This is a genomic window from Limnospira indica PCC 8005 (assembly GCF_000973065.1).
GTDB classification, from domain to species: Bacteria; Cyanobacteriota; Cyanobacteriia; order Cyanobacteriales; family Microcoleaceae; genus Limnospira; species Limnospira fusiformis.
The window spans coordinates 486,758-512,501 of record NZ_FO818640.1 but is presented as its reverse complement, the minus strand read 5'-3'; the positions used below and the strand labels follow the sequence as shown (position 1 = coordinate 512,501).

The following is a 25,744-nucleotide window of genomic DNA, read 5'->3' as shown; positions in this document are numbered from 1 at the left end:
TTTCCAACAAAATACCCACTGGTGGCTCGCTTTGCCGGCCGCCACCAGTGGGTCTGAAAACCCCTTTACAGGAGTAACTATGACTTTAGCAGAACTTAAAGCTAATGCGATCGCCCTAGGATTGTCAAAAGATGATATCCGCCAGTTTGGCGACCTGCGGTCAAAATCCACTTGGGAAGCCGCTATTGCCCAAGCCGAATCCGAAGCCGTACCAGAGGCCGAGCCTATCCCCGAATTTTTGCCAAACCAGGCTATGGTCAACCCCTTACATCAGGTTGAATCCGACCCCACCCAACAGCCAGAAAATCAATGTACATTGAAAGAATCGGAGAATCATTGCCGCTACCAACAAGATGTAATTTTGGTTACAGGGGCCTGTGATGGTATTGAGGAAGTTATTAGCTCTGGTGCTGACATTAAAGAGGCGAAACACATTGCCGATCAAGTTAAGTTAACTTTTGGGCAGCAAATCATAATCCGAGAGTTTGATGGTAGTGGTCAGATATTCTACCGTCGCCACGATGATGAGGTTGACCCCGACATCCTGCCCGAACTCAAGGATAAAGACGATCGCTTTGATTGTTGGAGCCCATGGATGAAAGTAGGCGCTAAATTTACTACACCCCGGGGAAACCGCTTTACCATTGTTGGTTTTGACAAGTGGGGGAACTGTCACGCGATCGCCGATGGGGATGAGGAAACCCAAACCTTTCGGCTTAGTCATCTGATTCAGTACACCCCAGAAGCTGACGATGATACCCGTGACGAAATTATTGAAAAATTCCGCCAAGCCGGGGTATCCGATGCCGATATTGCTGAATTGAACGCCGCGCCCCTTTGCGTTACCGGAGCCGCAGTCGTTTTGGGTTTTCTGGAAGGCTTACTTGAGCCAATCCCTGCCACTGGTGTAGTTGTTGGTTTGGTGTTGAGTTTTTTCGCCCTGGGGTGAGGGATGCCGGATGGGTGGGGTTCAAGGCTTCCCTAACTGCCATGGCGATCGCTCTCCTGTGGCTAGGATTCTGGCTAGGGACTGGTGATCTGAGAATCCCCCCCTTTACCCTCACTGTAGATATTGCCAACCCCAACACAGAGCAACAGAAATGAACCCTAAATATGGGCAAATCAAACAGTTAGCCATGAAATTGTATTGTTTCATGCTTTCCCATCCTGAGACGATACCACTTAAATCCGAGTCGGTGCGCCGCCATATTGCAGCACTCTGTTTTGATGCCGCCGCCGATTTCTTGGCAGTCCAAGACCAGTGGATTGAGGAACAAGAATCCTCAGAAAAATCCGGCAATTAACACTTGATAAAAAATGCGATTGCCACGCGAGTGAGGGTGGCTGCCCGTTATCACCAAGCCTGTTAACCATTAGTTAGGAACAATAAACCATGATTGGATTTCTCAGAGGCGACGATGTAAAAGGTGGAGCGATCGCACCCGTAGAGGGTCAGCATAGCAACCTTGACAAAGGGTCGGTTTTTGTCACCAGCCCGAACGGCATCACTCCCGACAACCCCGGTAGTTGGGAACATTTCCGTTTCGCTCCCGTGCTTGACCGTCCCCGTGTCCTTGATCCGGCCGAAGCCGATGCCCTCACCGACCTGGCTGATGAATCCGATAAGCACGTTGTCAGTACCCGCAAAGGATACCGAGCCTTAAAGCGACTAGATAACAATAGCCGTAAGGTCAACGAATCTTATGAGAAACTCCGTCGCCATCAGGCTGGAAATGAACACAAGATTCAATCGGCTAAACACGATTCTGCCAAATACCTGCATGGATTGCGACCTAAATATGCACGTTTAGGGCAGGGTCTGGAAAAGTCTGCACAACTGGCTGACCAGAAAATTAACGCCCTGATGTCTACTCTGTAATCCCATAAAAATGCCCCCATCATTGGGGGCAAAAATGCTAAAGGAAAGTGAGCAGAATGATTCAATTGTACAGAATTCTTGGATTGATTTTGTTATTTGGTGCTAGTGCTTCCACTGTATCACTGTTGGCTGTTAGCTACCAAAGTTTCCGCCTCCCGGCTTTCTGGCTTGCCTTAATTGCCGCCAGCATCTTGGGTGCAATGGGGGCGATCGCTTACTATCACAAAGGTAAATCTGAGGAATGGTGGCAGTGGTTAGTTTTTGCGATCGCTGTGGCTGCCGTTCTAATTATTGGGGGTGCAATCCAGTGGACGTAATTAATCCCAGCGCCAATAATCAAGCCATTCGGAGCAATTGGAGATTGTTAAACGGCATATCAGTCTTAATAGCAGTTACTGCTACACCAGTTTGGTTTTTTACGCCCTTCCTCATCCATCAAAATACCCTAAGATGGTTATCTATTGGCTATGGTATGGGGGGCGGTGCCGGATTACTCTTAACCAGTAATGAATTAGCCAAACTCAAACCAAAAATTACCGCATTAAATAAACAAGAGGAGGCAGACTTTAAGCATTCGGTCGCCAGTTCACTGTATTTAACTCAGCAGACTAACCAGGCAATTGCCGAGTTCCTAAATTTTCAAAGACATGACTCCCTTTATGCCCAACCAGAACTGCTAGAGTCCGCAGTATATGGGGAGTTAAGCGAGTTACCAGAAAAGTTAGAAAGTTCTGAGTTAGCTAGTCAGTTTGAACTTACCGAACTTTCTAAACTTGCCGAACGCTACCGCCAAGCCGTATTAGATGCCTTGGATAAAGGAGTAATAGAATCCAAGATTATCAAAGACATAATAGGGTTAGGCGGTGCTAAATATTCCAAGGGGCGTGCTGTACTTGAGTTAATTAAACAGGATGCAGAATATGACGACTAAACCGCACTACAAAAACTATTTAGCTGTAACCAAATTGCTGGATGGGACTATCTTAATCAACCTTGAGATTGTAATACCTCGGTTTGAGGAAGACCCAGACCATATTAAATGGTTGTGTGAAGCCCACGAATGGTTACGCCCCTATTTTCCTTTTTGGCGTGGAGTGTTTTAAGATGGCTAATCATATTGTGATAAAAATTCCAACTAATCCGAGGTTTAAATATATTTTCTACCTCAGAATTGATGTCTATAGTATTCGGTGGTATGTGGTCAACATACAGTTATCACCGATTAGGTTTCTCTACCCAAACGAACATATAGTTTGGTTGTGTGAAGCCCACGAATGGTTACGCCCCTATTTTCCTTTTTGGGATTGGTTTTGATAGGAGTTGTTATGGCTAAGATGACGAAAAAATATAGTTTAGCGCTTGAAATCGCCCCGGAGTTTTCCCATTCTGATCATGAATCCCTTTACAGTCACCTAAGTGGTATGGGGTATTGGTGGAATAGTAGAGATCAGTCTTGGGTGTTTGTTGAGCCAGAGGATTCACATCCACCCAGTAGCGTGATTCGCGTCCGGGTCATGACTGCTAACACGCTGGTTGCCAAGGCTGCCAATGAACTTGCCGAACGATTTGAATTAGATGGCTATGTGCTATCCGATGTTTCCAAAATCTACCCCTGCCGTCCGCCAAACAACAATGATGGCCGGGTTTATTTAACGTTCATCCCCCCAGGTGAGTCGGGGTAGCGGAAAGCGAATTCATTGCAGTTCAGTTTCCGTAATGTCCCGCACCCATCAGAAAGCCATCCCCAGGATAGTCGCGGCCCTAGCCTAGACTGCTTGCATATCCGGAAACCTATAGGGTTTCCGTATATGTTCGCATACCTCATCTAACCGAATCCCAAGTAATTGCCTGAATAAACACAGGACTTACCGATTGGCTTTCTTGTACGCTTTCATACTGCCACTGTCTGATTATTTTCCCTAATGGCTTGCTTGATTTTCCCAGTAGGAGGTTGTATCATGGTCTATTTAAAAGGAATAGTGGCGGTTAGCCGATTAAACCCTTTACCCATTTTGGGTAAAATACTTCATCACCCCTAACCCGTTTCGCGACTACTCTAAAAACCACTTTTCTGATACCCCTTTGGGGAGAGTAGCAGGCCGTGAAAGCGCGATTGTATGAGGTTAAGGCATTGGGAGGGGGAATCTGATCGGTTTTAACAAGAAAGTAAAACCATCAACAGACGGTCTAACTTTCTTATTGAGAAGATGACAGTTGGGAGAGAAAGCCTAATAATTCGTTAACAGGACAGGAGACTAAATAGGGCAACCATCAAAAAAAACACGGTTATGGGGTGTAGCTGTTCAGTCAATCAGTGACTGACTGATGACCGTCCGCTATTGCGGTTATACTACACAAAAAAATAATTAGAGTCTGGAATGCCCTTTTTCCAGACCCTAACGGATTATTAGCTCTCAAGTCACTGTGGCTCAATCGCTAAAAAATCATTTTCAGAATTATGAACACTATACAACAAAAAGACACAATTAGCAAGCTAATTGCGGAAATTTCTGATATCCCTAGTAATTGGGTATTAACGCCAGTTAACGGGAATAAAGCCCCCTACAGAAATGGTTGGCAGAAAGAATCAGCTATATCCAGGGATGTATTGCTTAACGAGATAAAGTCTGGACGTGCAAAAGGCTATGGTCTGAGAACGGGGCAGATTAGTGGTGGTATTGTAGCCATTGACGCGGACGGTCGGGAAGCACATAAATTAGCCGAATCATTGGGGGGATTACCAAGCACTGTTAGCTTTACCAGTGGCAAAGAAGGGCGCGCCCAATATTTGTATCTAATCCCCGAAAAATACTGGGAAAAAATTGCCACCAAGAAATTATCAACAGGTCACAAATCATCTGACGGTAAAGATGAGTTACTAGAGTTACGCTGGGATGGTTGTCAGTCAGTTTTACCCCCATCAGTACACCCAGAAACCGGACAGTATAAATGGCTTAATTCTCCCAAGGAAATTGATATTACCCAAGCCCCATTATGGGTAATAGACAAAATGTCAAAAGACACATCCCAATCACTCCCGTTAGTTGAATCATCGGAGCCTGTACCGTTAGAAGCCTGCTTAACCAAAGACGATCGCCAACTATTAGAAACCGGAGCATCACAAGGAAGCCGGAACGAGAGTGCGGCTAAACTTGCTAGGAATTTAATCGGAACCTACAACAGGCTACACTTCTTAGGGGAAGTGTGTCGGGATAACTCACGGACTTTGTTTGATGATTTTTGCGATCGCTGCAACCCGCCAATATCATCACGGGAAAGAGAAACAATATGGAAGTCCGCAGAAAAAAGTAATCCCACACCAACATTGTCGGATGATTATTTGATGAACTGTGTTAAGTCTTACCGGAAACAGCCCATACACACACCCACACACTGGACAGAAAAAGATGCTAAAAACACGGTAGCTAAATATGATTTACAAATTCTCAAAGACATAGAAAAAATCCAAGGGGCTTTTGGTAAGAGAATTCGCTACAATACCCGATTCAAAACGATTGAAATTGACGGGGAGCCTATTAATCCTGACGCTCCCGAAATTGATTTAGCGAAAAAAGGTGGGATTGAGATTAAAGGAAGTTTACGAGTCAAAAATCAAATCATTCTTGATGTAGCCAAAAATCATAGCTTTGACCCATTTAATGATTATCTTGAGGATTGCCATAAAAAATGGGATAGAAAGAGTCGTATCTATGGGGCTGCCAAACGTTATTTTGGGACAGATAATCCATTACATCAACGTTATTTAGAGTGTTTGTTGGTCGGAACTGTGGCTAGGACTAAAATACCAGGGCGTAAATTTGACACGCTGTTAATATTACACGGTCAGCAAGGGATAGGGAAATCAACCTGGTTTAGAACAATGGTGGGTGATAACTTTTTCTGTGACGACATGGGGGATTTCAAGGATAAAGATGAACGCCTAAAAATGCACCAATCTGTCTGGACAGAATGGGCAGAAGTAGAAAACAATATCAACAGAAGTACATCAGGTAAAATCAAGGCATTTATCACAACTCAAACAGACAATATCCGCCCCCCTTACGCACAACGTTCAACAGCGTACCCGCGCGCGAATGTGTTAGTCGGTTCAACCAACCGCACCGATTTTAACCATGACGAGACTGGGGCGCGGCGTTTTATGGTTATCCCAGTCTCTCAAAATATCCCTATACATTTGGTAGAGGATGAACGCGATCAGCTTTGGGGTGAGGTAGTAGAACTATATCAACAAGGCCATTCTTTTTATCTGACCCGTGAGGAACAGCAACAAGCTAATTTACTTAATAAAGAGTTCACAGAACACAGCTATCTACACGATTTGATAGAAAGATTTGTAGCTAATAGAAATGAGGTAACAACTGAAGAGATAAAAGTATATCTTGACAGTTTAGATCAACAAGCAACAAAATATATTGATTTTTGTCGCATTGAGCGAGAAATCAAGAAAATAATGACAAGCCTAGGATTTTCTCCCAAACGATGTTGGCGTGACAAGTCTAAGAAAAGTGGGTACAAAAGAGATCAGCTTGTCCAGATAGTGGACAGGCAGACAGGTAGCGGACAGGCAGGAGACAGGCAGGGTGTCCACCCTGAAAACCAGACAGAGCAAGGGTTTCAGACTGAGCGGACAGGCAGGACAGGCAGACAGGCAAATTTTGTAAAAAACGATCTGAACCCAAAAACAGATAGCGATCGCCCTAGCCAAAACGGATCTTACCCTCCAGATTCCGGTAGTCAGTCCCATAGTAGTGGGTTTGATGTCGGTGAAATCCCAGACACTTTTCACTGTGACACTACAGAGGAATGTGAGGAATCTATCAGGCAGATTTTCAAAGACTTACACAATAACAACAAGTGTCGGATTGGCAAAAATCAGCTTATAGCAAAATTTGATAACCCAGCTTTGGCTGAATCAACCATAACTAGGTTAAAAGAAAATTGGCGACTCCAGGAAGACAAAGGGTATATTTCGGCTATATCCCCAACCCAAAGAAATGCTTGGTTTTCAGTAGGTAAGACAGTTGTGATTAACAAAGAAGATGATCCACTTGACTCTTATTATGCTGTAATCACTCAGGTTAATACAAAAAATACAGTTATAGTAATGGCTGGCAACAAACCTGGGATGTATGAAATCAAGCATTTAAAACCTAAACAAGGTTAAGCCACTAATACAGTTAGAAAAATAATCAAAACATGAAAAATCAATCATCTAAACGTCACAAGGGCAAGGTAAATGTTCATGACTGTAATGGTGTACTCAGAATTGGACTGCCCCGGCATTTATTTCCAGGACAACGGAAATATATTTACCTGGGGTTGCAAGACACTCCCGATAACAGAGAATTGGCCGAAGCCAAAGCCAAAGAAATTGAAAGTGATATCGTTTATGAGCGCTTTGATTACACGCTGAAAAAATACAAACAGCAGCCACCACCAAATCAGGATGAAGTGAAAATCACAACCCTTCAATACCTGTATTATGAATATATTAATACGCGCAAAAAAACAGTCAGACCGGGGACTTGGAATAATAACTATATGGTGGCGTTGAGGCACATACAAAGGTCGCCGTTCTGCAATGGGGACATATCAATGATAATTGGTCAGGATGTATTTGATTGGGCTATTCAGAACCTGACAATTGACACCACATCCCGGTTGATGACGCAACTTAATGCTTGTTTTAAGTGGGCGATCGAAAAAAGGCTAGTGAGCGAACCCTCACCATTTAAAGATTTAAGCGCTAAGGCTGATCGGTTAAAAAAAGCAAGTGATTCTGACGAGATTAACCCTTTTACGGCTAACGAACGCGATCGCATTATCCAGGTTTTTGATTCGGATCCACTTCACAGCCATTATAGTTTGTATGTCCGTTTCTGTTTCTTTACTGGGTGTCGCCCATCGGAGGCGATCGCTCTACGATGGTCAGACGTTGCTGCCGATCTAAGTCAAATCACTTTTAGTAGTGTGATTGTTCGCGGGGAAGGGGGGCGCAAGCGCTGCGACGGCCTCAAGAGTCAAACGCGCCGCGATTTTCCCTGCAATGAACAAGTCCAAACTATTCTCAGAGAGGCGCGATCGCAAAAACATTCAGAAATAGTTTTCCCCAGCAAAACGGGCAAGCCGATCCAAGACTGTAATTTTGGTAAAAGACACTGGCACCCAGTCCTCAAAAAAACGCGGATAAAGCAACGGAAACCCTACCAAATGAGACACACTTTTATCACTCTCTGTCTTGATGTCGGGATTGATGCTAAAGACGTTGCGGCTTGGGTCGGCAACTCACCCCAAGTTATTTACCAAAACTATGCAGGCCGAAACCGGGGGCTTTCTATTCCCAAACTTTAGGACATTTTGGCTATAATTTGGCTATAAAATTTTAGCCTACAGACACAAGAAACCGCCACAATCATTTACGGATAAGGGTAATGGGTATTGATACCGACTCGATTCGTAATCGAGCGGTCGCGGGTTCAAATCCCGCCATCGGCTTTTGAAGCAATCTCTTATCCTGACTGCGATTATCGGAATTCACTTAACCCGATAGTCGCACCGCACCGTTACATTCAAAATGCACTCCATTCAGTCTTAGCACACGGGACAATTGGTGCATATCCCTTAGCAGCAAATCTTAATTATTGACGGGTTAATCAATAAGCACAACTTAATCAATCTGTCAAATATCCATATCACCCCCATAACCGGACGCTGATAGGGTAGTTCCCTTGTGATACCCGTCAATGGCAAGCCTATCGGTTCGTACCTCACCCTTGACCGCTATCACATCGGTCACTTCCCCAATAGTGCTTATTCCGGTTATGGGGGGAGGGTATGTTTCAAAGCCAACACGATAGCCGTAGGTAGCCGTAGGGGGGAACCCGCTAAGTAATCAATGTACAAAGATATCAGACCGCCTTTCCGTGGACTAGACCTATAGGTAAACCTATGAGCGATCGCCTATCCGGTTATCTATGGGTCTGATTCATCATCTCCGGTGAGGGGAAACTATGAGCTATCATCTACCGGCTCCAACCCGATACCCCTAAACAACTTTTCAACTGGTGACAATTACCGAGATGGGAATCGATACCCACATAATTCTCAGCAAGTCTCCAATCTTTGTTGGCAATCACCCCGTGCGGAAACCGATACCAACATAATCAGTTCACCCCCAAAATCTTAGTCGTAGGTTGTAGGTAAAGCTATCTGTTAGGGGTAAAGTAGTTCTGGGTAATATCTGGACATGATAGGGTGAGCATTCATATAAACCCGTTACAGGCGTGTTGTAACGGGCTTGTATTCAAAAAATACATAGACACCCCCTACAGTCAGAAACCATAGGGGGCTATTAAGTTATTGAGTTAGGGGTTATCTGTTAGCTGTTAGGGCTTACGCCAACCATCATCATCAATATCATCTCTGTTGATTGGGAGATGGGGTGATTGCTTTTTATCTTCTAACTGTTTTTTACAAACTATCTGATCTAACGAATTTTTCAAAAACTCAAATAATACAGCCTTTACCCAAAACACAAAGTACAGTATAATGTATGGCTATTGTATAAGTGATCACAACCAACTACCATGAGCCGTTACTCTTTAGATTTTCGGAAAAAGATAGTAGAAGCCTATGAAAAAGGGGACACTTATATCCGAAAATTAGCGAAACGCTTTTTGGTGAGTCCAGACACGGTAAGGCGACTGGTCAAACAGTATCGATTAACGGGAGACTTATCTCCTCGTAAGTGCGGCACTAAAAAGAAAAGCATTTGATCTAAGCATGAGGAAGCCGTGATAGATATTGTAGAAGCCCACCCCGACCTGACCTTATGGCAATATAGTGAGAAGGTCAGAGAAAAGCTGGGCATAAATGTCAGTACGAGCATGATAGATAGATTTTTAAAGCAGCACGATATAAGCCTCAAAAAAAACATACAGGAGCGAAAAAGTAGTAACAGAAGAAGTACAGAAAGCGCGAGTAGATTATTGGGAAAGAATTAGAGATGTGGATACTGAAAAGATTGTGTTGATTGATGGGGTTATGGGTAGGGATGAGGAGACCGTTAGCCAGAGCTACGAAAGGGAAAAAAGTATATGAAATGCGGAAATCCTATCGAGGCAAAAAATGACAATAATTGGTGCAATTAAGCTCTCCGGAGTGGTGGCGACTCAAACATTATAAGGGTCAATGAAAAAAGAGGATTTTCTCCAATTCATCAAGTTAGATTTATTGCCAAAATTAAAAAAGGAGATGTAGTGGTAATGGATAACTTCAATTCTCATCATCGAGAAGAAGTCAAAGAAATGATAGAGTCAGTGGGAGCCAGGGTAGAATATCTGCCGGTGTATTCCCCTGAGTTTAACCCGATAGAGATGATGTGGTCACAGCTCAAAAGTTGAGTGTGCAAGTTCAGGACGGAGACAATGGAATTATTAGTGAGATTGGTAGAAGTGGCGGTAATCCTTGTGGATTTACAGTGTTTGAATAACTGGTTTACCAAGTTTTATTACTGTGCTTAATGATTGAGATAAAGGCTGTATATTGGGTTTCACCCTCGTTTCACCCAACCTACAAATGTTGGGTGAAACCCAACCTACCAAGAGCGATCGCTTATTTAAGTAGGTTGGGTGGAGGTACGGAACCCAACACCACCATCTCTCCGTTATATTGGGTTTCACCCTCGTTTCACCCAACCTACAAATGTTGGGTGAAACCCAACCTACCAAGAGCTAAAGAGACAAGGTTTTCATGCTCCAGTGCTGTTCGTATAACCTAGCCACACATAACCCCCCTGGGCGGACGGCATCTCCCCCGACTTCTGCAACCGTGGGAACGGCGGGACTCAGCCCATGTTTTGGTTGTTTGCCGGGGGTGAAAAAGGGTCCAAATTTTCATCTGGAATCGCCCCCTCGGATTTATTCGGGCTTTAGGCGGACCCGCTTGCCACCGCCGGAGACTTGCAAGGTCTGGCCGCTCACCCAGGACCCCGCCGGTGAAGCCAGCCACAGGAAGGCGTTGGCAATATCCTGGGGTTTGCCAGCCCGCCCGGTCAGGTTGTCGGGGTGAGCCAGGGCGTACTGAGCCTGTTCATCTAAACCCGCCTCCGCGTAGCCCGGGGTGATGACTGTACCGATCAGCACCGTGTTGATGCGGACCTGCTTGGCAAAATAGTGGGCTAAACCCAGCATCATGTGGTTGAGTGCGGCTTTGGCGGCGGAGTAGGCGATGAAGTCAAAAGCGGGCAAGACCCCCACCAGGGAACCGGAGTTGGTGATGGTGGCATTTTCGGCTTGCAGGAGATAGGGGCGGCAGGCGGAGGTCATCCGCATGGCTGACAGGGTATTGAGTTTGTAGCTTTCGACCATCTCTTCCAAGGGAACGTCGAGGGGGTCGTCGTAGGCTTTGCCCCAACCGACGTTATTGACCAGGGTTGAAATGCCACCGAAGGCTTCGACGGTTTTGGCGACGCAGGCTTGGATGTCTGCCTCGACGGTGACGTTGCAGCCGATGCCCAATGCTTCATTGCCAGTTTCGGCTTGAATAGCGGCTGCGGTAGCCTGGGCTTTTTCTCCGTTCAAGTCGGCAATCATCACCTTCGCCCCGGCACCGGAAAAGGTTTTGGCGATCGCTTCCCCGATGTTTTGAGCGCCGCCAGTGACGATCGCCACATGGTTATTCATCCGAAAGTCGGCGAAGGAATCAAAATTGCTCATGGTGGTCTCCTTTTGGGGTTTAAATACTTTGAAATACAGTCAGTTTCTCAGGCGAAAAATTAATCCAATTCCTGAACGCCGCCGCCGCTGACGGTCAGCACTTGCCCGCTGATCCAACTGGCTGCGGGGGAACAGAGAAACAATGCCGCATAGGCGATATCCTTGGGTTCTCCCAACCGCGCCAAGGGGGTATGTTTGAGCATGACTTTTTCGACTTCGGGGGTCAGCACCTTCGCCAGCGCGTCGGTTTTGATGGCACCGGGGGCGATCGCATTCACCCGAATTCCCTTGGGTCCCAAATCGAAGGCGATATTCCTGGTCAGGTGGCTGACGGCGGCTTTGGAAGAACTGTAAGATGCCATGTTGATATTCTTATTTTCCGCCGACATCGAAGAGATATTTAAAATCGCCCCCTGTCCGGCTGCTTCCATGTGGGGGGCGCACAATTGGCACAGATGAAACACGGAAAATACATTGATTTTGTAAGCCCAAATAAACGTATCCATCGGCATATCGAAAGGTTGAGGACCGCCCCCCCCGGCATTGTTGATTAGCAGGGTAATTTTGCCAAAAGCGTCGAGGGTAGACTGGACCAAATTTTCCAAGTCGGAATCCTTGGTGACATCGCAAGGCACGGCTATAGAGCGACCGCCTTTTTCCTTGATGCCGTCGGCTACTGCTGTGGCCGTTTCTTCTTTTAAATCACTGACGACCACCGCCGCCCCAGCCTGGGCAAATAATTCGGCAATGCCCCGACCGATACCGGCACCGCCCCCCGTGACAATGGCGACTTGATCCTGGAGTCCGAAGGTTTCCAAAACTGTCATACTTGCAAAATCTCCACAATATTAAATACTCGTCATATCCCATCCGAATTATCAACCTGAAAACATGGGGGAGAGAGTCTTCAATCGGGCGTAAAAATAATCAAAATTAACCCTTTCTCCCGCCAAATATCCCTCTCCTGCTCGCTAGTTTTCGAGGGCTAATGAAACGGCTCTACTACTCGTGCCGCAGCATGGCTTTCATGACCGCCGCATTGATAAACCAAGAGGCAATCCCGGCAATGATACCCAAGATGATGGCACCGACTAATGGTGTCACGGGAATCGTTCCCAAAAACTTTTGTAAAAAGAGGGCAAACAATGTCACCGTACCGAAGGCAAACAGAGAATAAAATAGGATAGTTCTCACCCCAAAAAATAAAAAGGGTCGGTTTAAAAGTTCGGGGAATGGAACTGAGAAATCTTTGGCTTTTTTGCCGAATGTAAAAAAGGCGATCGTTCCTAAGATGAGCGACAGCATGAATGCCGTCATCACCCCCGTCGAGAAGACCGTTTTTTCATGGGCTGATATCGTGTCAACGGTCAGAGGTATCGTCTCTTTTCCTCGAAACATAAGCCAGCCGATCACGCCGTTGATGATGGCGTTGATTACACCGCTCGTTACGGCATTCTTTTGAATGAAATCATTGGCCTGATGTGAGGCGGGAACCATAGAGTCACTCTGACCGATTTAACTACACCCGAATAATATATGATCGAAATCTGAAAAGTTTGTGTAATGTGGGAGGTATGCTCCCGCCGATTTACCCGAGCCGGACACCAAACCATGAGAATTCTGCTCACCTCCCCGGACACAACCCTACAGAACCAACTGCATCAAGACTTATCTCGCCAAAACTTTGTCGTCGATGTGGCCACCGATGGCGAGGAGGCTTGGGAATTGATCCAGGCATTTATGTACGATGCGGTTTTGCTGGAGTTGCTGTTACCCAAGTTGGATGGAATTGCCTTCTGTAGTCGGTTGCGGGATGTGGGCAACCCGGTGATCGTTTTGCTGATGTTGGAGCCTTCCGATGCGGAGACTTGTATCGAGGGTTTAGATAGCGGCGCGGATACTTGTTTGGTGAAACCCATTCGCATCCCAGAACTGCTGGCTCATCTCCGGGCTCTGGCGCGGCGGAGCCTGCGTCGGGCTAGTCCCCTGCTCACCTGGGGGCCCATGTCTCTCAATCCCGCCTCCGGGCAGATCACCTGCTGCGGTCAAATTTTGAAAGTCAACCGCAAGGAATATCAAATTCTGGAGCTATTTTTGAAGCATCCCCGGCAAATGTTTTCTCGCGACAAAATTGGCGATCGCCTCTGGACATTGGACGATGAATTGCCCACCGATGCCACCATCAACAGCCACATCCGCAGCATTCGCCGTAAACTCGAACAGGCGGGAATTAACAATTTGATTCAAACCCACTACGGTCGGGGATACTGTCTCGATCCGGTTTACAACATTGAAACCCAGTCCGCCAAGGGATTATCCGATCCCCCGAAAGAGATGCTCGATTCCATGGCCGCCAACATCTGGCAAGAATTGATGGTGGCGAATGCCCGCCTGCACGGAGAAATTGAGCATCGCAAACATATTGAAGCTCGACTGCGGCGATCGGAAATGATGTTGCGAAATGCTCAACGAATGGCTCATGTCGGGTGTTGGGAGTTCGATGTCGAAACTCGCGAAACCTATTGGACGGAGGAACTTTTTCTCATCCATGGCCTCGATCCGAATCTGCCGGCTCCCAAACCCGAAGAAGTTTCGGCCCTGATTCACCCCGACGATCTCCCACTCCACGAGGAGGCGATTCGGATTCCGGCACTGCAAAGAAAAGCCTTTGAAGTGAACTTACGCATCATTCGAGCCAACGATGGGGAAATTCGCCATATCAACGCCCGAGGCGGTCCGGTTTTCGATCGCTCTGGTCGGGCGATCAAGTTGACGGGAACCACCTTCGATGTAACCCGATGGCTCCGCTACCCAGTTAAGTAGGTTGGGGGTCGCTACGAAACCCAACGCCACCATCTCTCTCCCTGTTGGGTTTCACGGAGTTTCACCCAACCTACCAAGCTACATCGAACATGGTAAATTGTGTTACCCTTGATAAGGGCGATCGCGTTCCGGTTTCACCCCAGCAACAAGTGTTGGGTGAAACCCGAGCCACAAGTGTTGGGTGAAACCCGAGCCACAAAGGGCGATCGCTTTTTCCGTCACAACTGACCCAGGGAATCTTTAAGTACCAATTTCAATTCCTTGGTAATTGGCAGCCAATCAATTTCACGGCATAACTTCGACGGACTTTCACCATCTTGGAGCCGTTGCCAATAAACTTCCACTAGAAGCGTTTTTAAACCATATTTAGTCAATGCGTCCGATGCTAGTCCAATGATTCCTAATAATACAATTCCGCCCAGCATCCCACCAGGTCCTAGCATTGCTAAAGCCGCTGTGATCGCGGCGGCTCCCGTCAGTCCTGTAGTCGCCATGGTAATTAACAGAACCACCGCTGGTAAACCCACACCTGCTAATTTTCTTACGATTTCATCCATGAGATGTCACTCCCAAATCTTCTTGGTTATTAATGACTAACTCCACAGGCGATCGCTATACTTAAAGTTCCCTAATTCCTAGCATTAATAAATACTCTCAGAATTTAGATAACTTCCGCCATCACTCAAACAATCACCCGCCAAGTTAGCTTGAAGTACATCATCTCCCGCTTCTCCCATAGCTTCTGATTGGAGCCGTGCGCCGCCACAGGACTAGACCACAAGGGGGAAATCTGCCATTTTCCCTGGGATTAACACTCTCTGGGGGTTCCACAGTCATAATTACACTGACAATTTGCCGATACCAGCGCCATATTTTCGCGGTTGTGTCAATGAATTAGAGAATCTCGGCTGAGTTATTAGCATGGAAAATTTATACTCTGATTCCAGATTACATTTTTGACTACATTTTGCCAATATGTATTTTCACTGAAATTTCCGGGGTTGTTTGTGGGGTCTGTTTCCGTAAATTTACTGAGGATAAACCGGGATTGTCAGGGATTGGTAAAATGCTGAAGTGGCTAGACCTGTCATGGTATAACTTTTTTGCCGAAAGGGAAGTGTTGCACATTAAATAGAACTTTTTGATATCTACTTAATTTTACTGGGAATTGATAATGTCATGATATCTTGACAGTTTAGCCAGAGCTATGGTGGGGGTTGTGATGACGGACGGGGAAGGCTGGATCACAATGTCAGCCAAAGATCGGGTTTCAACACCTGAAATTGGTAGAATCAGGTATTCAATCTCAGATAATGATGGTATAATTACTCACCAGACGAAACAGAATTGACGTTTATAGATTTTGAGAGTAGCGATCGCCACTACCTGGGACGGCGACTGGTGGGGTGGTGGTTGCTGAGACTGATCATAAGCAGTAGGTGCTTACCCGCTGCGAGTTGTGGTTATTTTGTTGTTTTCACCGTTGAGGGAATCATGAGCAAAAATTGGTTTGAAGACTATCAGCAACAATGGCTGGATACCTGGAAAAATAGTTGGGACAGTATCAAGGATCTATCTAATACTTCTGAGGCTATGACGAAGGCGTTAGATTTTCAACAAGAAACTGTCAATGGGACTCTGAAAATACAGCAGGAAGCCCTGGAAACTATCGCCACTGCTCAAAAACAGTGGTGGGATAGTTATTTTGATTGGGCTAAACAGATACCTCTGGTTACCAATAAATAACCAGAAGTTGGGGGGGTTGGGTTTAACCTAGGTTGGCGATGGGCTCCCAATTCTGAACGTCTTTCAGTAAACTTTGGTAGCCTTGAACATTGGGATGTAAACCGTCGGAACTCAGTTGCGATCGCACCCAATCTTCCCCACGAGACAGCCACAGGTCGAATATATCTAAATAGGGGATATCCCGGACTTCGCAGCCTCGCCGTGTGGCTTCTTTGTAGGCGTATTGGTCCGCGTGGTTGTAGTACATACAGCCTAAAAAGGGCATTTTGCTTTCGTCAACGGGAGGCATTCCTACGAAGATGACTGGACAGAGGCTTTGGGCCCTTTCCAGAAGGGTGGCGACATGGATGCGAAATGCGTCGAAATCTGTGAGCGATCGGCCGTTGGGTCTTCCTAAGCGGGGGGTGTCATTGAGTCCTACTGATAAAATAATTAGGTCTGGTAGGCGGTTTCTTAATTCTCCCCGTTGCCGAAATTCCTGCTCGAGACGCTGGGTAACTTGGGCGACGGTATTACCACGAATCCCTAGGTTGTAAAGCGCATGACCGCCCTTCTCTGGAGACATCCACTCGCGTCGCAATTGTTCTACCCAACCTCCGCCGACTGGATCTCCGAATCCATAAATCAGACTGTCCCCCAAAGCGATAATTCTTAGGGGGGTCTGTTTCGTATGGGTGGGCGCAAACTTGGTTGTTGCAACTGCTTGTATCATGGGATGCTGCTCTCCTAAGTTGGCAGTGGTCTTTACCTGGATGGTAGTGTTTTAGCAATCTACTGTAACACAGCTTAACATAATAAAACTTAATAAAAAAGTTCTTGGTGAACTGATGTGGCTAAAATCCCTCAGCAGTGGTATCTCAAACTACAATTTATGTCTGGGGATAGATTGTTGTTGGCGATCGCTTCTAAAGATTAAAATTCGGTTAATATTCCGTAAACTAAGATCCTCCCTAGCGCTTAGGTCGGCGGCTTTTTGAGAATACCTGGGGTCAATTGATGGGAAAAATGAGATTTTGTTACAAATCTATAGATTAGCTAAAAAGCATCAATTTTGAGCAAATTATCTTATAATTTAGGGTAGTGTTTCCCAGGCTTTAGGAAACGACTGGCCGGGAATCGCTATGGAGTCAATCAGAGTCAGATTTGATTGGCGAGAAGTAATTTACTGGTTTATGCAATATGGATACTAAGCTTTTTGAAGATTACCAAAAGCAAATGGTAGACTTGCAGAAAAAATGGTTTGACACTTGGATGGAGGGTTTTCCGGGTTGGAAGCCTCCCTCTAATTTATCAGAGGGTTTTGAACAGACTCTGAAATTGCAGGAGGAAATGGTTAAGTCTTATCTGGAGACACAAAAGCAGACCACCCAAATGATGCTGGATGCTCAAAAACAACTCTGGACAGAGTATTTTAATACTATGCGTAAAACTGCCGAGAGTGTGAAGTAAGGCATCAAAAAAGCGGAAGGGGGTAGATTGTTTTTGTCAACCCCCCCTAATTAGCCGCTAATCAAATTACTCTCGCACTTTTAACCAATCAACAATGGTTGGGGGTAGGTCTCGCTGTACTTTACCACTGACATACATACCGATATGACCTACAGGGAAGGATTTGGCGGTGTAGTCCTCACTGCTGATGTATTCCTCTAAGGCTAGGGAAGAGGAAGGGGGGACTAGGTGATCTTTCTCGGCGTAGAGGTTGAGAACTGGCATGGTAATATTGCTTAAATCTACCCGAGAATCACCAATCATTACTTCGCCTTTGATTAGTTTGTTTTCCTGATAAAAATCTTTCAGGAATTGGCGATAGGTTTCTCCGGCTTGGTCGGGACTATCAAAAATCCATTTTTCCATGCGGAGGAAGTTTAGCAGTTTGTCGCGACTTCCCATGATTTCGGGTAAATCGAGATATTTTTGATATCCTAATTGTAGGGGTTTTAACATCAGAAACTCGATGTTTAAATAGTCGCCGGGAATGTTACCTAAAGCCTCAACCATGAGGTCAACATCTATGGCTTCCGGTCCCAATGTACAGCCTCCCCGCGCATTTAACAGGGTATTTGGCATATCAAAGTTGACTGGCGCAACCATGGTGATGAGGTTTTGCACTTTTTCGGGATATAGGGAACTGTAGCAGAGGCTAAAGGTTCCTCCCTGACAAACTCCTAGGAGGTTGATTTTATCGAGTTCATAGTGATCGCGCAGAAAATCAACACAGTTATTAATATAACCGTTGATGTAATCATCTAAGGTTAACCAGCGATCGCTACGGGTAGGATATCCCCAGTCAATCAAATAGACATCTAATCCCAAACTGAGTAAATTAGCAACTAAGGAACGACCCTCTTGCAAATCTACCATAAAGGGACGATTGACTAAAGCATAAACAATTAGCAGGGGTACAGAAAGGGTTTTTTTGACTTTGGGTTCAAAACGATAAAGGGTGACTTTATCTTCCTGATAAACTGCTTCTTTGGGTGTGACCCCAACGATAATTTCTTCCTCCCGTAAACTGCTAAGGTTGTCCATACCATGAACAATTTTTTCGGTGAGGTCTGCATATTCCTGGGTTAAGTCTTCTAAACCCATTTGTAAGGCGAAAGGTAACATAGCTTGATGTCCTCCAAGCAAAGACATATTAAATTGGATCACGAATTGAGTCAGACTGTTGAGACAAATATTAGGAGTAACTTTCTCTCAACTTACTTCTTGAATTGACTCGGGTTTGGGTGAAGATGCTGTCATGGTGGATATCTGTTTTTTGAGAGATTTAACCTCTTTGCGGAGTTCGTAAATGATTTTGTGCATTTCGTCAATTTCGCTGCGGAGGGGGAGATTGAGCGATCGCATAGAAATCTCCATCAACTTTTGTTGTTCTAGTCGATAGGCGTTGAGGGAGTTAATAAACCTTCCCCTAATTTTGAGTTTATCTTCGGAACAGAAAGTTTCCTCAAATACATCATCTATAGCCACACTCCATAACTGCTGAAACTGCCGCCAAGTTTCGACTTTTTCGCCTTTGCTAACTCCCGCCGCTAATTTTTCGATTAACTTCTCAAAGGCGCGGACTTGGATATCTGCTAAAACTACCTGATAATCATTACTAGCGCGATAAAAATTTATCCAAGCCTGAAAATGACTCATCATGGTACTATTCAACTCGCGACTAATACCAAACATCGGACTTTGTAGCAGGGTTCCTAGGCTGGGTTGATACAGTTGTTCCCAGTAGAGGTTATTTAACTCGATTAATGCTTCACTTTTACCCATCATGGCTTCACCCATGGGAACCATAGCCGCGCCGCTGTAGTTCATCCACATTTGGTTAAACTTCTGCATTTGTTCCATGTAGAGTTTCCCCAGGGTCGTGCCGCTTCCGGTCATCTTAGTGGGAACACTCATATATTGTTCCATTTGCTGGCGAATTTGCTGGGAGTAGTTTTCTAGGGTTTGTTCCCAATTCGCACCAGATTCAACTTTTGGTAATATATCTTTCCAGGCTTCAAAGGAAAATTGTAGAAAACGCATCAATGAGGCCTGATTTTTTGCCATTTGTTCGGTTATTCCCCCGGAGTGGGACTGGCCATTTTTATCGGTGTCAGATACTCCTGACCCACTCATCAGATCAAACCAGTTTTTCCAGATGTCATTTCCGGTCTGAGTCCAGGTGTTTACCCATTGATTGGCCATTTCGTTCCACGGATTTGTTTCGTTTTCCATTGTCTATACCTGATACATTTACGCGACATTTATCCGGCTATTGCCTGACAATGCGACGATAGCACTATTACCCGTTAAGGTAACAGAGGCGGTATCCCGCAAAGCTTTTAGAAAGATTCCCAAAGCACCGTTCCAGTCCCTGGGTAGAGTGAACCCGCACTCAGGACATCGGAACACTTTTGAGCCACCTAGCTGGGAATGCACATGACCACAGTAAGTACAGGTTTTGCTGGTGTATTCTTCCGTCACATCTACAACTGTGGTTCCAGTTATTTCCCCTTGATGTCTCAGGGTCAGTTTGAATCGATAATGCGCCCATGTCAGCATGGCGCGGGCAGTCTTAGACCTGATTAGACGCTTCACCTGACTGGCCATATCGGAAGTCTCGAAGGTGGGCAAAAAAATTAGGCTGTAGTTGTGAGTCAAGTAGTGAGCAATTTGTTTGTGGGCTTCATCAACTAGATTGCGGATTTTGGTTCTCATTCGTTGAGCCACTTGCCTCATCCGTCGCCTCCTTGAACGACAGGGTTCCTTGGCGATTCTGCTCATCAAATCATCCAAATGTTGACATAGCCTAGTAATGCGTCCTATATCCCCGGAGCCAAATTCCAGAAACCCAGTTATGAAAGTTCGCACACCCGGGTCTAATGCAATTACGCCATTCGCTTCAGTTGGGGTAACGGCAACTGGTTCAGGGAAAATCGCAAACCATCGACCTTAACTATGCCGACATCTCCTGACCAATGATGTCCCAGTAAGGCCAGCATTTTCTTTCCCTTGAAGTTGAGCCCGCCTCCGATTTCTGAGACGACTTCTGCTTCGGGGTAGAGGGTGGATAGTGCGGCCACCTGTCGGTTGAGGTCGGACTGCTGGGCGCGGCTACTAACTCTGGCATAGATAACGACTTTGCGTTTGTCACTGCCTGATATGGCAGCAGTATATCACTCAACGTTGTATCGTCGTTGCCCAGCGGGGGTTCTGATGGTCTCGATTGAGCCATTTTCGTCCCATCTGCGGAGTGTTCTTTCATGGACTCCAAGGATTTGGGCCGCTTCCTTGGGTTTGACATATCTGGCAATAGGTTTATCCTCAACCCTTCTCGCTTATTATACCGTATTGCCGTAAAATGTTAACCTAATTTGAGATTAAATCATGCTCTTCGTGTGAAGCTGTAATTTTGGCTTCTCCTGTTCTGGCGTTCCCTCAAACATGAAACTGAGAACAAAAAAGGCTACCCAGATTTTAGCTTCTTCTTTGGTAATTGTAAATCGAACTGGGCTTTTTATCCACAACAAAACCGATTAATTTTATGGGTCATTCGTTTGGGGGAAATGTTAAAATTTTATAAAGGTTTTGTCAGGGGGTTGAGTCCTTTGGAGAAATTCTATAAAATAATAAGGTACAGCCCCAAAAAAATTCACCTATAAAATTGGGAGGTTTACCCGTTTAGCATCAACTACATAGCGCGATACAAAGGATTCAAAAAATACGGGCGTTGGCGTTCAAACAACCGCAAACGTTAGCTTTGGGCTGTATTGTGGTGAAGTGATCATCATGATGAGAAAAGAGAGTTGATGTGACCGAAACCAATTCAAACTGGAGGTTGACTAAAGAATTATTCACCCATTACTAGGAAGCGAAAAAATGAAGAAGCGGAAAAAAGGTAAAATTGCGATCGCCTGTCAAGGAGGGGGAAGCCACGCGGCATTTACGGCGGGAGTTTTAAAGAGATTTCTGCAAAGTGATGTATGCGATCGCTATGAAATTGTGAGTTTAAGCGGCACCTCTGGCGGCGGTTTATGTAGTCTACTAGCTTGGTATGGTTTAGTCAAAAATCAACAGGAAACGGCGAGAGAACCCTATCACCAATTAATTGATTTTTGGGAAGATAACTCAGCCAACCATCTTTGGGAACAATACCTAAATTATTTAACGGTTCAATCCTGTAGATTTTACGATAAGGGGATTATTCCTAGCTACATTTCTAATCCCTATACCTGGGGAGGAGTTCAGGAATTTTGGCAATCTGTCACGCCGAGACGAGAATATTTAGACCTGAAGAAACTGCTGGAAAAGCACATCAATTTTTCGCAACTTCCTAGGCTGATTAATAGTAGCAGTCCCCGATTATTTCTAGGTGCGGTTAATGTGATATCTGGGGAATCAAAAATCTTTGACTCTCGCCAAAACGAAATTGAAATTGATGCCATTCTCGCCTCGGCGGCTATTCCCACCCTATTCAAAGCTGTGGAAATTGGGGATGCTGCTTATTGGGATAGTTTATTTGCAGAAAATCCGCCAATTTTATCCCTAGTAGATGAACAAATTATTCCCCCGGAACAATGGCCGGATGAATTATGGGTTATACAGGTCAACCCTCGCGCCTGTGACAGTATACCTAGGACTACGCCAGAGATTTTAGATCGGCGAAATCAACTATCAGGGAATCTTTCTCTGTATCAAAGTTTAGAGTTGATCGAAAAAACTAATCGCTGGTTACAAAAGGGGTTTTTAAATGGAGATCTAGCGGGAATTAGTCCGGTGCAAGTTCGCCAGTTAGAAATTAAGCGATCGCATTTAGAAGGATTAGACTATGCCTCTAAATTTGACCGGCATCCTAGTTTAATTAACCACCTGATATCGGTGGGATTTGCACAGGCTGATTCTTTCGTAGAACCCCTGTTAAATGCCAGAGATTTAGAGGATATACTTTACCCAGAAAGTCAGGTTAATATCAATTCAGATATTCCCGAATCTTACCCAGCGATTTTATGGCAAATTGGCACATCTTCCAAACGGCTAAAGGTTTCTCCCCAAGGTGTCTGGACTCCCGAATATAACTATTATATCGGTAGTGATGCTGACCCGATTAAATACCCTAGCTTACCGACAATTATAACTGCTCCTGATGCGGAAAAACCGCCGGGAGTGGCATCAACAGATTGCCTGAATATTCACTTCCGCCTGTATAGGGATTATCAGGAAGGGGAATTAACTTTATCTTACCACCGCGATGGTTTGGGAGAGGATTGGTTATTCCTAGATGGTATCCTATTAATCCGCATTTGGGGTGCAGGAGAAAATCAGAAACGTCAAACTGAACTACAACTGGGAAGCCTGAGTGAAGGTGAACATACGATAACTTTAACTACCGCTAAAGGTAAGGGTAAGCATCGTATTTATGAGTTCAAATTGGCGGCGGGTGTCTCATCGGCAACTGTGTCAGAAACTCCTGTATCTTTGGGGGGTGAAACTTCCCAGAAGACGGTAACCAGTCAGCCATTGCTGGCGGAACTTCCCGACAGTTTAGATGGTTTAAATTTTGCCGTCACTACTTCCGAGGATAGGTCAAAATTGTGCCTGGAAGTAACCAATAGTTATCTGAATGCAGATGTTCTGGATTTTCGGGTAGTTGCAGCGGAGGTAATTAGTTCGCCAGGTGAAAGTGTGCAAGTTTTGGAAGAGGGAGAATTTCTCTCTCTGGGAAACCTACCCGCTAAGGATAGTGAACCATCTAAGCTGACGGGAGAAATTATCCTAGATGCTGAAGATGAACCGGCTAAAATAGAAACGGTGAAAATACAATACTCTGGTCGGGTTTCGGTGAGTGGTCGAGGTCGTGATCGCTTAAAGTTGATGGTAAATAAGGGAGCTCATTAACCCTAAAATACCTGGTAAAATACCTCGAAGAGGATGGCGATATGAGTCAGAAAAATACAATCAATAAAGTTGACCTGGTGGTAATTATCGATACCAGTTCCCCACTGCGTGATGATGCTGATACTATCAGTAAGGTGGCGGAAGATGTGATCGAAAATGTCAGGGAAAGCTATCCCTGTGATTTGCAGATTACCTGGTTGGGAATAGAGGGAATTTGGCACGGAACCCCCTTTAGTCGTACCCTGCGTAATTATTTAATTAATGGTGGGGTAAATGAGTCCGAATTGACTGGGTTAAAGGTTACCCGTAGTAATGGAAGGAATGACCCGGCGCGGCGGGATGGCGCGGGAGCGATCGCCGATGTATGTAATCACTTTGACTGGCGTTTAGGCGCAAATAGGGCGATTTTTTATCTGGGAGAATTGGGGATTTCATCGGATAATGAATCACTAAATTTAGACCAGTGGGAAAAAGCGATCGCCGCCGCTAAGTCTGCCGTGGTGACAGTTCATAGTTATCGACAATCTTCGGGAGATGATGTAGCCATCAGCACACAAACGGGGGGATTATCATTTAGTCATCCCCTAGATAATCAGGGTTGGTCGTCGGCTTTATTATCGGTCGTAGCGGCGAGTTTTACGCCAGAATCTTACCTAGAAATAGATAAGTATGCTCCCTCTTTTGAGTTGATTTGTTCTCAACCTAGCCTAGGTGCAAATCAGGTGGAAACTGCGGCGATCGCTGTTACCAATAAGTACAGTAACATCACCTTTCGGGATGTGACCGTGTTCTTGTCCGCCGTCACCATTGATGAACGGACTCCTGTACCCAATTTACCTGACGAAATTCCCCCCATTCTATTACAGCCAAATCCCCCGATTTATTTTGGCGATATCAACCCCTATAACCCAGATATTGAACCTGTCCCCACCACCACTATTCGCCCTATTCAGATTGAAACCAGAGGCTCTATAAGTGGGGAGTTTTGGCTAAATATTGACTACAGTTATTCCGCTGAATTTTCAGTCAACAAACAGGAAAAAATTGTAGTGTAAAATCGACCAGCTTTTTGTAATTAATTGTAAGGTGTATTATGAGCAAAAAAAATATTGCGATCGCTTGTCAAGGTGGCGGTAGTCATACAGCTTTTACTGCTGGTGTTCTCCATGACTTACTACTAGAGGGAGTTCACGAAGAATACAATATTACCGAATTAAGCGGCACTTCTGGCGGCGCGATCTGCGCTACCGCAGTTTGGTATGGTTTACTCAAATATGCAGCCGGTTCAAAAGAACCCCCCTATAAATGGTTAGTCAAAATTTGGGAAGATAACTCTACTCAAAGTGTCTGGGAAAAAAGTTTAAATAACTTTGTCATTAACACAGTCCACTTGCAGGATTCTGGCATAATTCCCAGCTATCCCCCCAATCCTTATGCTAATCAATGGATTGTGGATTTTCTCACCATGATATCTCCCCGCAAAGAGTATATTAACCTGCGAGAACTCCTAGAAAATCACATTGATTTTGATGAAATTAAAACCCTAGTGAATTCATCGAGTCCCACCCTATTGTTAGGTGCAGTCAATATTCTATCTGGTGATTTTAAAGCCTTTGATTCTCGCAAAGGGGAAATTATCGTAGAAGCCGTGATGGCTTCTGCTGCTATTCCTAATGTATTCCCAGCCGTTCATATTGGTCAAGATGCTTACTGGGATGGTCTATTTTCTAAAAATCCCCCAGTTACCGAATTTTTGACAGAAAATATGGTCAGAAGACCTGACGAGATTTGGATTATTCAAATTAACCCTAAAACCCGTGGTTCTGAACCCAAAACCGCCCAAGATATCCTAGACCGACGCAATGAATTAGCCGGGAATCTGTCCCTGTATCAAGAAGTTAATTTCATTGAGTTAGTTAACAAGTGGATTCGGGCGGGAATTTTTGAGGGGACACCATTAGCTGATGAAATTAAACCCATTGATATTCGCTGGATCAGTATGAGTCATGACCTAGCCGAAGAACTTGATTATTCTTCTAAACTCAACCGGGATGATGCTTTCATTCAGAAATTGATGAGTAATGGTCGCCAGCAAGCCGGACAGTTTTTGCGGATTCTGCGGGGTGTTCCACAACCAGCATAGAATCAGCACAAAAAATGATTAAGGGCTGGTGGGGAA

Annotated in this window: 23 protein-coding genes, 1 tRNA gene and 3 pseudogenes; 18 read left to right on the top strand and 9 right to left on the bottom strand. The window is 45.2% G+C overall.

Annotation, left to right across the window (positions count from 1 at the left end):
• The first annotated feature begins 79 nt into the window (after positions 1-79).
• From XZ46_RS02335 to XZ46_RS31440, 12 genes and pseudogenes are all read left to right on the top strand, one after another.
• Entirely contained in the window at positions 80-949 is an 870-nt protein-coding gene (locus tag XZ46_RS02335; protein WP_008056687.1) for a hypothetical protein, read from the top strand.
• Positions 946-1,104, top strand: a complete 159-nt coding sequence (locus tag XZ46_RS35135; RefSeq protein WP_006623840.1) for a hypothetical protein — start codon at positions 946-948, stop codon at positions 1,102-1,104. Before XZ46_RS02335 ends, XZ46_RS35135 begins: the two co-directional genes overlap by 4 nt.
• Entirely contained in the window at positions 1,101-1,304 is a 204-nt protein-coding gene (locus XZ46_RS02330) for a hypothetical protein (protein WP_006669822.1), read from the top strand. The genes XZ46_RS35135 and XZ46_RS02330 overlap by 4 nt, the downstream gene beginning before the upstream one ends.
• Positions 1,305-1,393: 89 nt before the next feature.
• Entirely contained in the window at positions 1,394-1,879 is a 486-nt protein-coding gene (locus XZ46_RS02325) for a hypothetical protein (protein ID WP_006623842.1), read from the top strand.
• A gap of 56 nt (positions 1,880-1,935) precedes the next feature.
• Entirely contained in the window at positions 1,936-2,196 is a 261-nt protein-coding gene (locus tag XZ46_RS02320) for a hypothetical protein (RefSeq protein ID WP_006669821.1), read from the top strand.
• Entirely contained in the window at positions 2,187-2,810 is a 624-nt protein-coding gene (locus XZ46_RS02315; RefSeq protein ID WP_008056689.1) for a hypothetical protein, read from the top strand. Before XZ46_RS02320 ends, XZ46_RS02315 begins: the two co-directional genes overlap by 10 nt.
• Positions 2,800-2,982 carry a hypothetical protein gene (locus XZ46_RS02310; RefSeq protein WP_157234579.1) on the top strand — a complete coding sequence of 61 codons (183 nt, stop codon included), beginning with the start codon at positions 2,800-2,802 and terminating at the stop codon, positions 2,980-2,982. Before XZ46_RS02315 ends, XZ46_RS02310 begins: the two co-directional genes overlap by 11 nt.
• Positions 2,983-3,204: 222 nt before the next feature.
• On the top strand, positions 3,205-3,561 hold the full coding sequence (locus tag XZ46_RS02300; RefSeq protein ID WP_228116460.1) for a hypothetical protein: 357 nt from the start codon (positions 3,205-3,207) through the stop codon (positions 3,559-3,561).
• A 776-nt stretch (positions 3,562-4,337) separates the two neighbouring features.
• Positions 4,338-7,064 carry a VapE domain-containing protein gene (locus tag XZ46_RS02295; protein WP_008056696.1) on the top strand — a complete coding sequence of 909 codons (2,727 nt, stop codon included), beginning with the start codon at positions 4,338-4,340 and terminating at the stop codon, positions 7,062-7,064.
• A gap of 32 nt (positions 7,065-7,096) precedes the next feature.
• Positions 7,097-8,251 carry a site-specific integrase gene (locus XZ46_RS02290; protein ID WP_008056697.1) on the top strand — a complete coding sequence of 385 codons (1,155 nt, stop codon included), beginning with the start codon at positions 7,097-7,099 and terminating at the stop codon, positions 8,249-8,251.
• Between the two features lie 67 nt (positions 8,252-8,318).
• A tRNA-Thr gene (locus tag XZ46_RS02285) sits at positions 8,319-8,392 on the top strand.
• A 1,094-nt stretch (positions 8,393-9,486) separates the two neighbouring features.
• Positions 9,487-10,422 (top strand): annotated as a pseudogene (locus XZ46_RS31440) (IS630 family transposase).
• A 396-nt stretch (positions 10,423-10,818) separates the two neighbouring features.
• Here XZ46_RS31440 and XZ46_RS02270 read toward each other — a convergent pair.
• The 3 genes from XZ46_RS02270 to XZ46_RS02260 form a co-directional block, all read right to left on the bottom strand.
• Positions 10,819-11,616, bottom strand: coding sequence for an SDR family oxidoreductase (locus XZ46_RS02270; protein ID WP_008056706.1), 798 nt, complete (start codon positions 11,614-11,616; stop codon positions 10,819-10,821).
• A 59-nt stretch (positions 11,617-11,675) separates the two neighbouring features.
• On the bottom strand, positions 11,676-12,443 hold the full coding sequence (hdhA, locus tag XZ46_RS02265) for a 7-alpha-hydroxysteroid dehydrogenase (RefSeq protein ID WP_006668008.1): 768 nt from the start codon (positions 12,441-12,443) through the stop codon (positions 11,676-11,678).
• A 175-nt stretch (positions 12,444-12,618) separates the two neighbouring features.
• On the bottom strand, positions 12,619-13,113 hold the full coding sequence (locus tag XZ46_RS02260) for a hypothetical protein (RefSeq protein WP_006621790.1): 495 nt from the start codon (positions 13,111-13,113) through the stop codon (positions 12,619-12,621).
• A gap of 114 nt (positions 13,114-13,227) precedes the next feature.
• Between XZ46_RS02260 and XZ46_RS02255 the strand changes: the two genes are divergently transcribed.
• On the top strand, positions 13,228-14,439 hold the full coding sequence (locus tag XZ46_RS02255; protein WP_228116459.1) for a winged helix-turn-helix domain-containing protein: 1,212 nt from the start codon (positions 13,228-13,230) through the stop codon (positions 14,437-14,439).
• A 218-nt stretch (positions 14,440-14,657) separates the two neighbouring features.
• On the opposite strand, the gene XZ46_RS02250 is transcribed toward XZ46_RS02255, so the two are convergent.
• A complete protein-coding gene (locus XZ46_RS02250) occupies positions 14,658-14,996 on the bottom strand; it encodes a hypothetical protein (RefSeq protein WP_006621793.1) in 339 nt (112 codons plus the stop codon).
• Between the two features lie 790 nt (positions 14,997-15,786).
• On the opposite strand from XZ46_RS02250, the gene XZ46_RS36215 reads away from it, so the two are divergent.
• The gene (locus XZ46_RS36215) at positions 15,787-16,185 is read left to right on the top strand and encodes a hypothetical protein (protein ID WP_006621794.1); all 399 of its coding nucleotides are present in this window, start codon (positions 15,787-15,789) and stop codon (positions 16,183-16,185) included.
• A 22-nt stretch (positions 16,186-16,207) separates the two neighbouring features.
• Here XZ46_RS36215 and XZ46_RS02240 read toward each other — a convergent pair whose 3' ends face one another.
• Positions 16,208-16,897, bottom strand: coding sequence for a GDSL-type esterase/lipase family protein (locus XZ46_RS02240; RefSeq protein WP_006621795.1), 690 nt, complete (start codon positions 16,895-16,897; stop codon positions 16,208-16,210).
• Positions 16,898-17,364: 467 nt separating this feature from the next.
• On the opposite strand from XZ46_RS02240, the gene XZ46_RS02235 reads away from it, so the two are divergent.
• A complete protein-coding gene (locus tag XZ46_RS02235) occupies positions 17,365-17,634 on the top strand; it encodes a hypothetical protein (protein ID WP_006621796.1) in 270 nt (89 codons plus the stop codon).
• 66 nt (positions 17,635-17,700) lie between these two features.
• On the opposite strand, the gene XZ46_RS02230 is transcribed toward XZ46_RS02235, so the two are convergent.
• The 4 genes and pseudogenes from XZ46_RS02230 to XZ46_RS31435 form a co-directional block, all read right to left on the bottom strand.
• Positions 17,701-18,822: a class III poly(R)-hydroxyalkanoic acid synthase subunit PhaC gene (locus tag XZ46_RS02230; RefSeq protein WP_008056716.1), complete on the bottom strand. Its 1,122-nt coding sequence runs from the start codon at positions 18,820-18,822 to the stop codon at positions 17,701-17,703.
• 60 nt (positions 18,823-18,882) lie between these two features.
• Positions 18,883-19,905 carry a class III poly(R)-hydroxyalkanoic acid synthase subunit PhaE gene (phaE, locus tag XZ46_RS02225; protein WP_006621798.1) on the bottom strand — a complete coding sequence of 341 codons (1,023 nt, stop codon included), beginning with the start codon at positions 19,903-19,905 and terminating at the stop codon, positions 18,883-18,885.
• Between the two features lie 18 nt (positions 19,906-19,923).
• Positions 19,924-20,622 (bottom strand): annotated as a pseudogene (locus tag XZ46_RS02220) (RNA-guided endonuclease InsQ/TnpB family protein); the annotation flags it as partial.
• Positions 20,619-20,984: pseudogene (locus XZ46_RS31435) on the bottom strand (MerR family DNA-binding transcriptional regulator); the annotation flags it as partial. The pseudogenes XZ46_RS02220 and XZ46_RS31435, both read right to left, overlap by 4 nt.
• 565 nt (positions 20,985-21,549) lie before the next feature.
• On the opposite strand from XZ46_RS31435, the gene XZ46_RS02210 reads away from it, so the two are divergent.
• Genes XZ46_RS02210 through XZ46_RS02200 form a run of 3 tightly spaced genes read left to right on the top strand, consistent with a single transcriptional unit; the run spans position 21,550 to position 25,708 of the window.
• Positions 21,550-23,565: a patatin-like phospholipase family protein gene (locus XZ46_RS02210; RefSeq protein WP_008056720.1), complete on the top strand. Its 2,016-nt coding sequence runs from the start codon at positions 21,550-21,552 to the stop codon at positions 23,563-23,565.
• A gap of 41 nt (positions 23,566-23,606) precedes the next feature.
• Positions 23,607-24,620, top strand: coding sequence for a hypothetical protein (locus XZ46_RS02205; RefSeq protein WP_008056721.1), 1,014 nt, complete (start codon positions 23,607-23,609; stop codon positions 24,618-24,620).
• Positions 24,621-24,658: 38 nt separating this feature from the next.
• On the top strand, positions 24,659-25,708 hold the full coding sequence (locus XZ46_RS02200; RefSeq protein WP_006621803.1) for a patatin-like phospholipase family protein: 1,050 nt from the start codon (positions 24,659-24,661) through the stop codon (positions 25,706-25,708).
• The last annotated feature ends 36 nt before the right edge of the window (positions 25,709-25,744 follow it).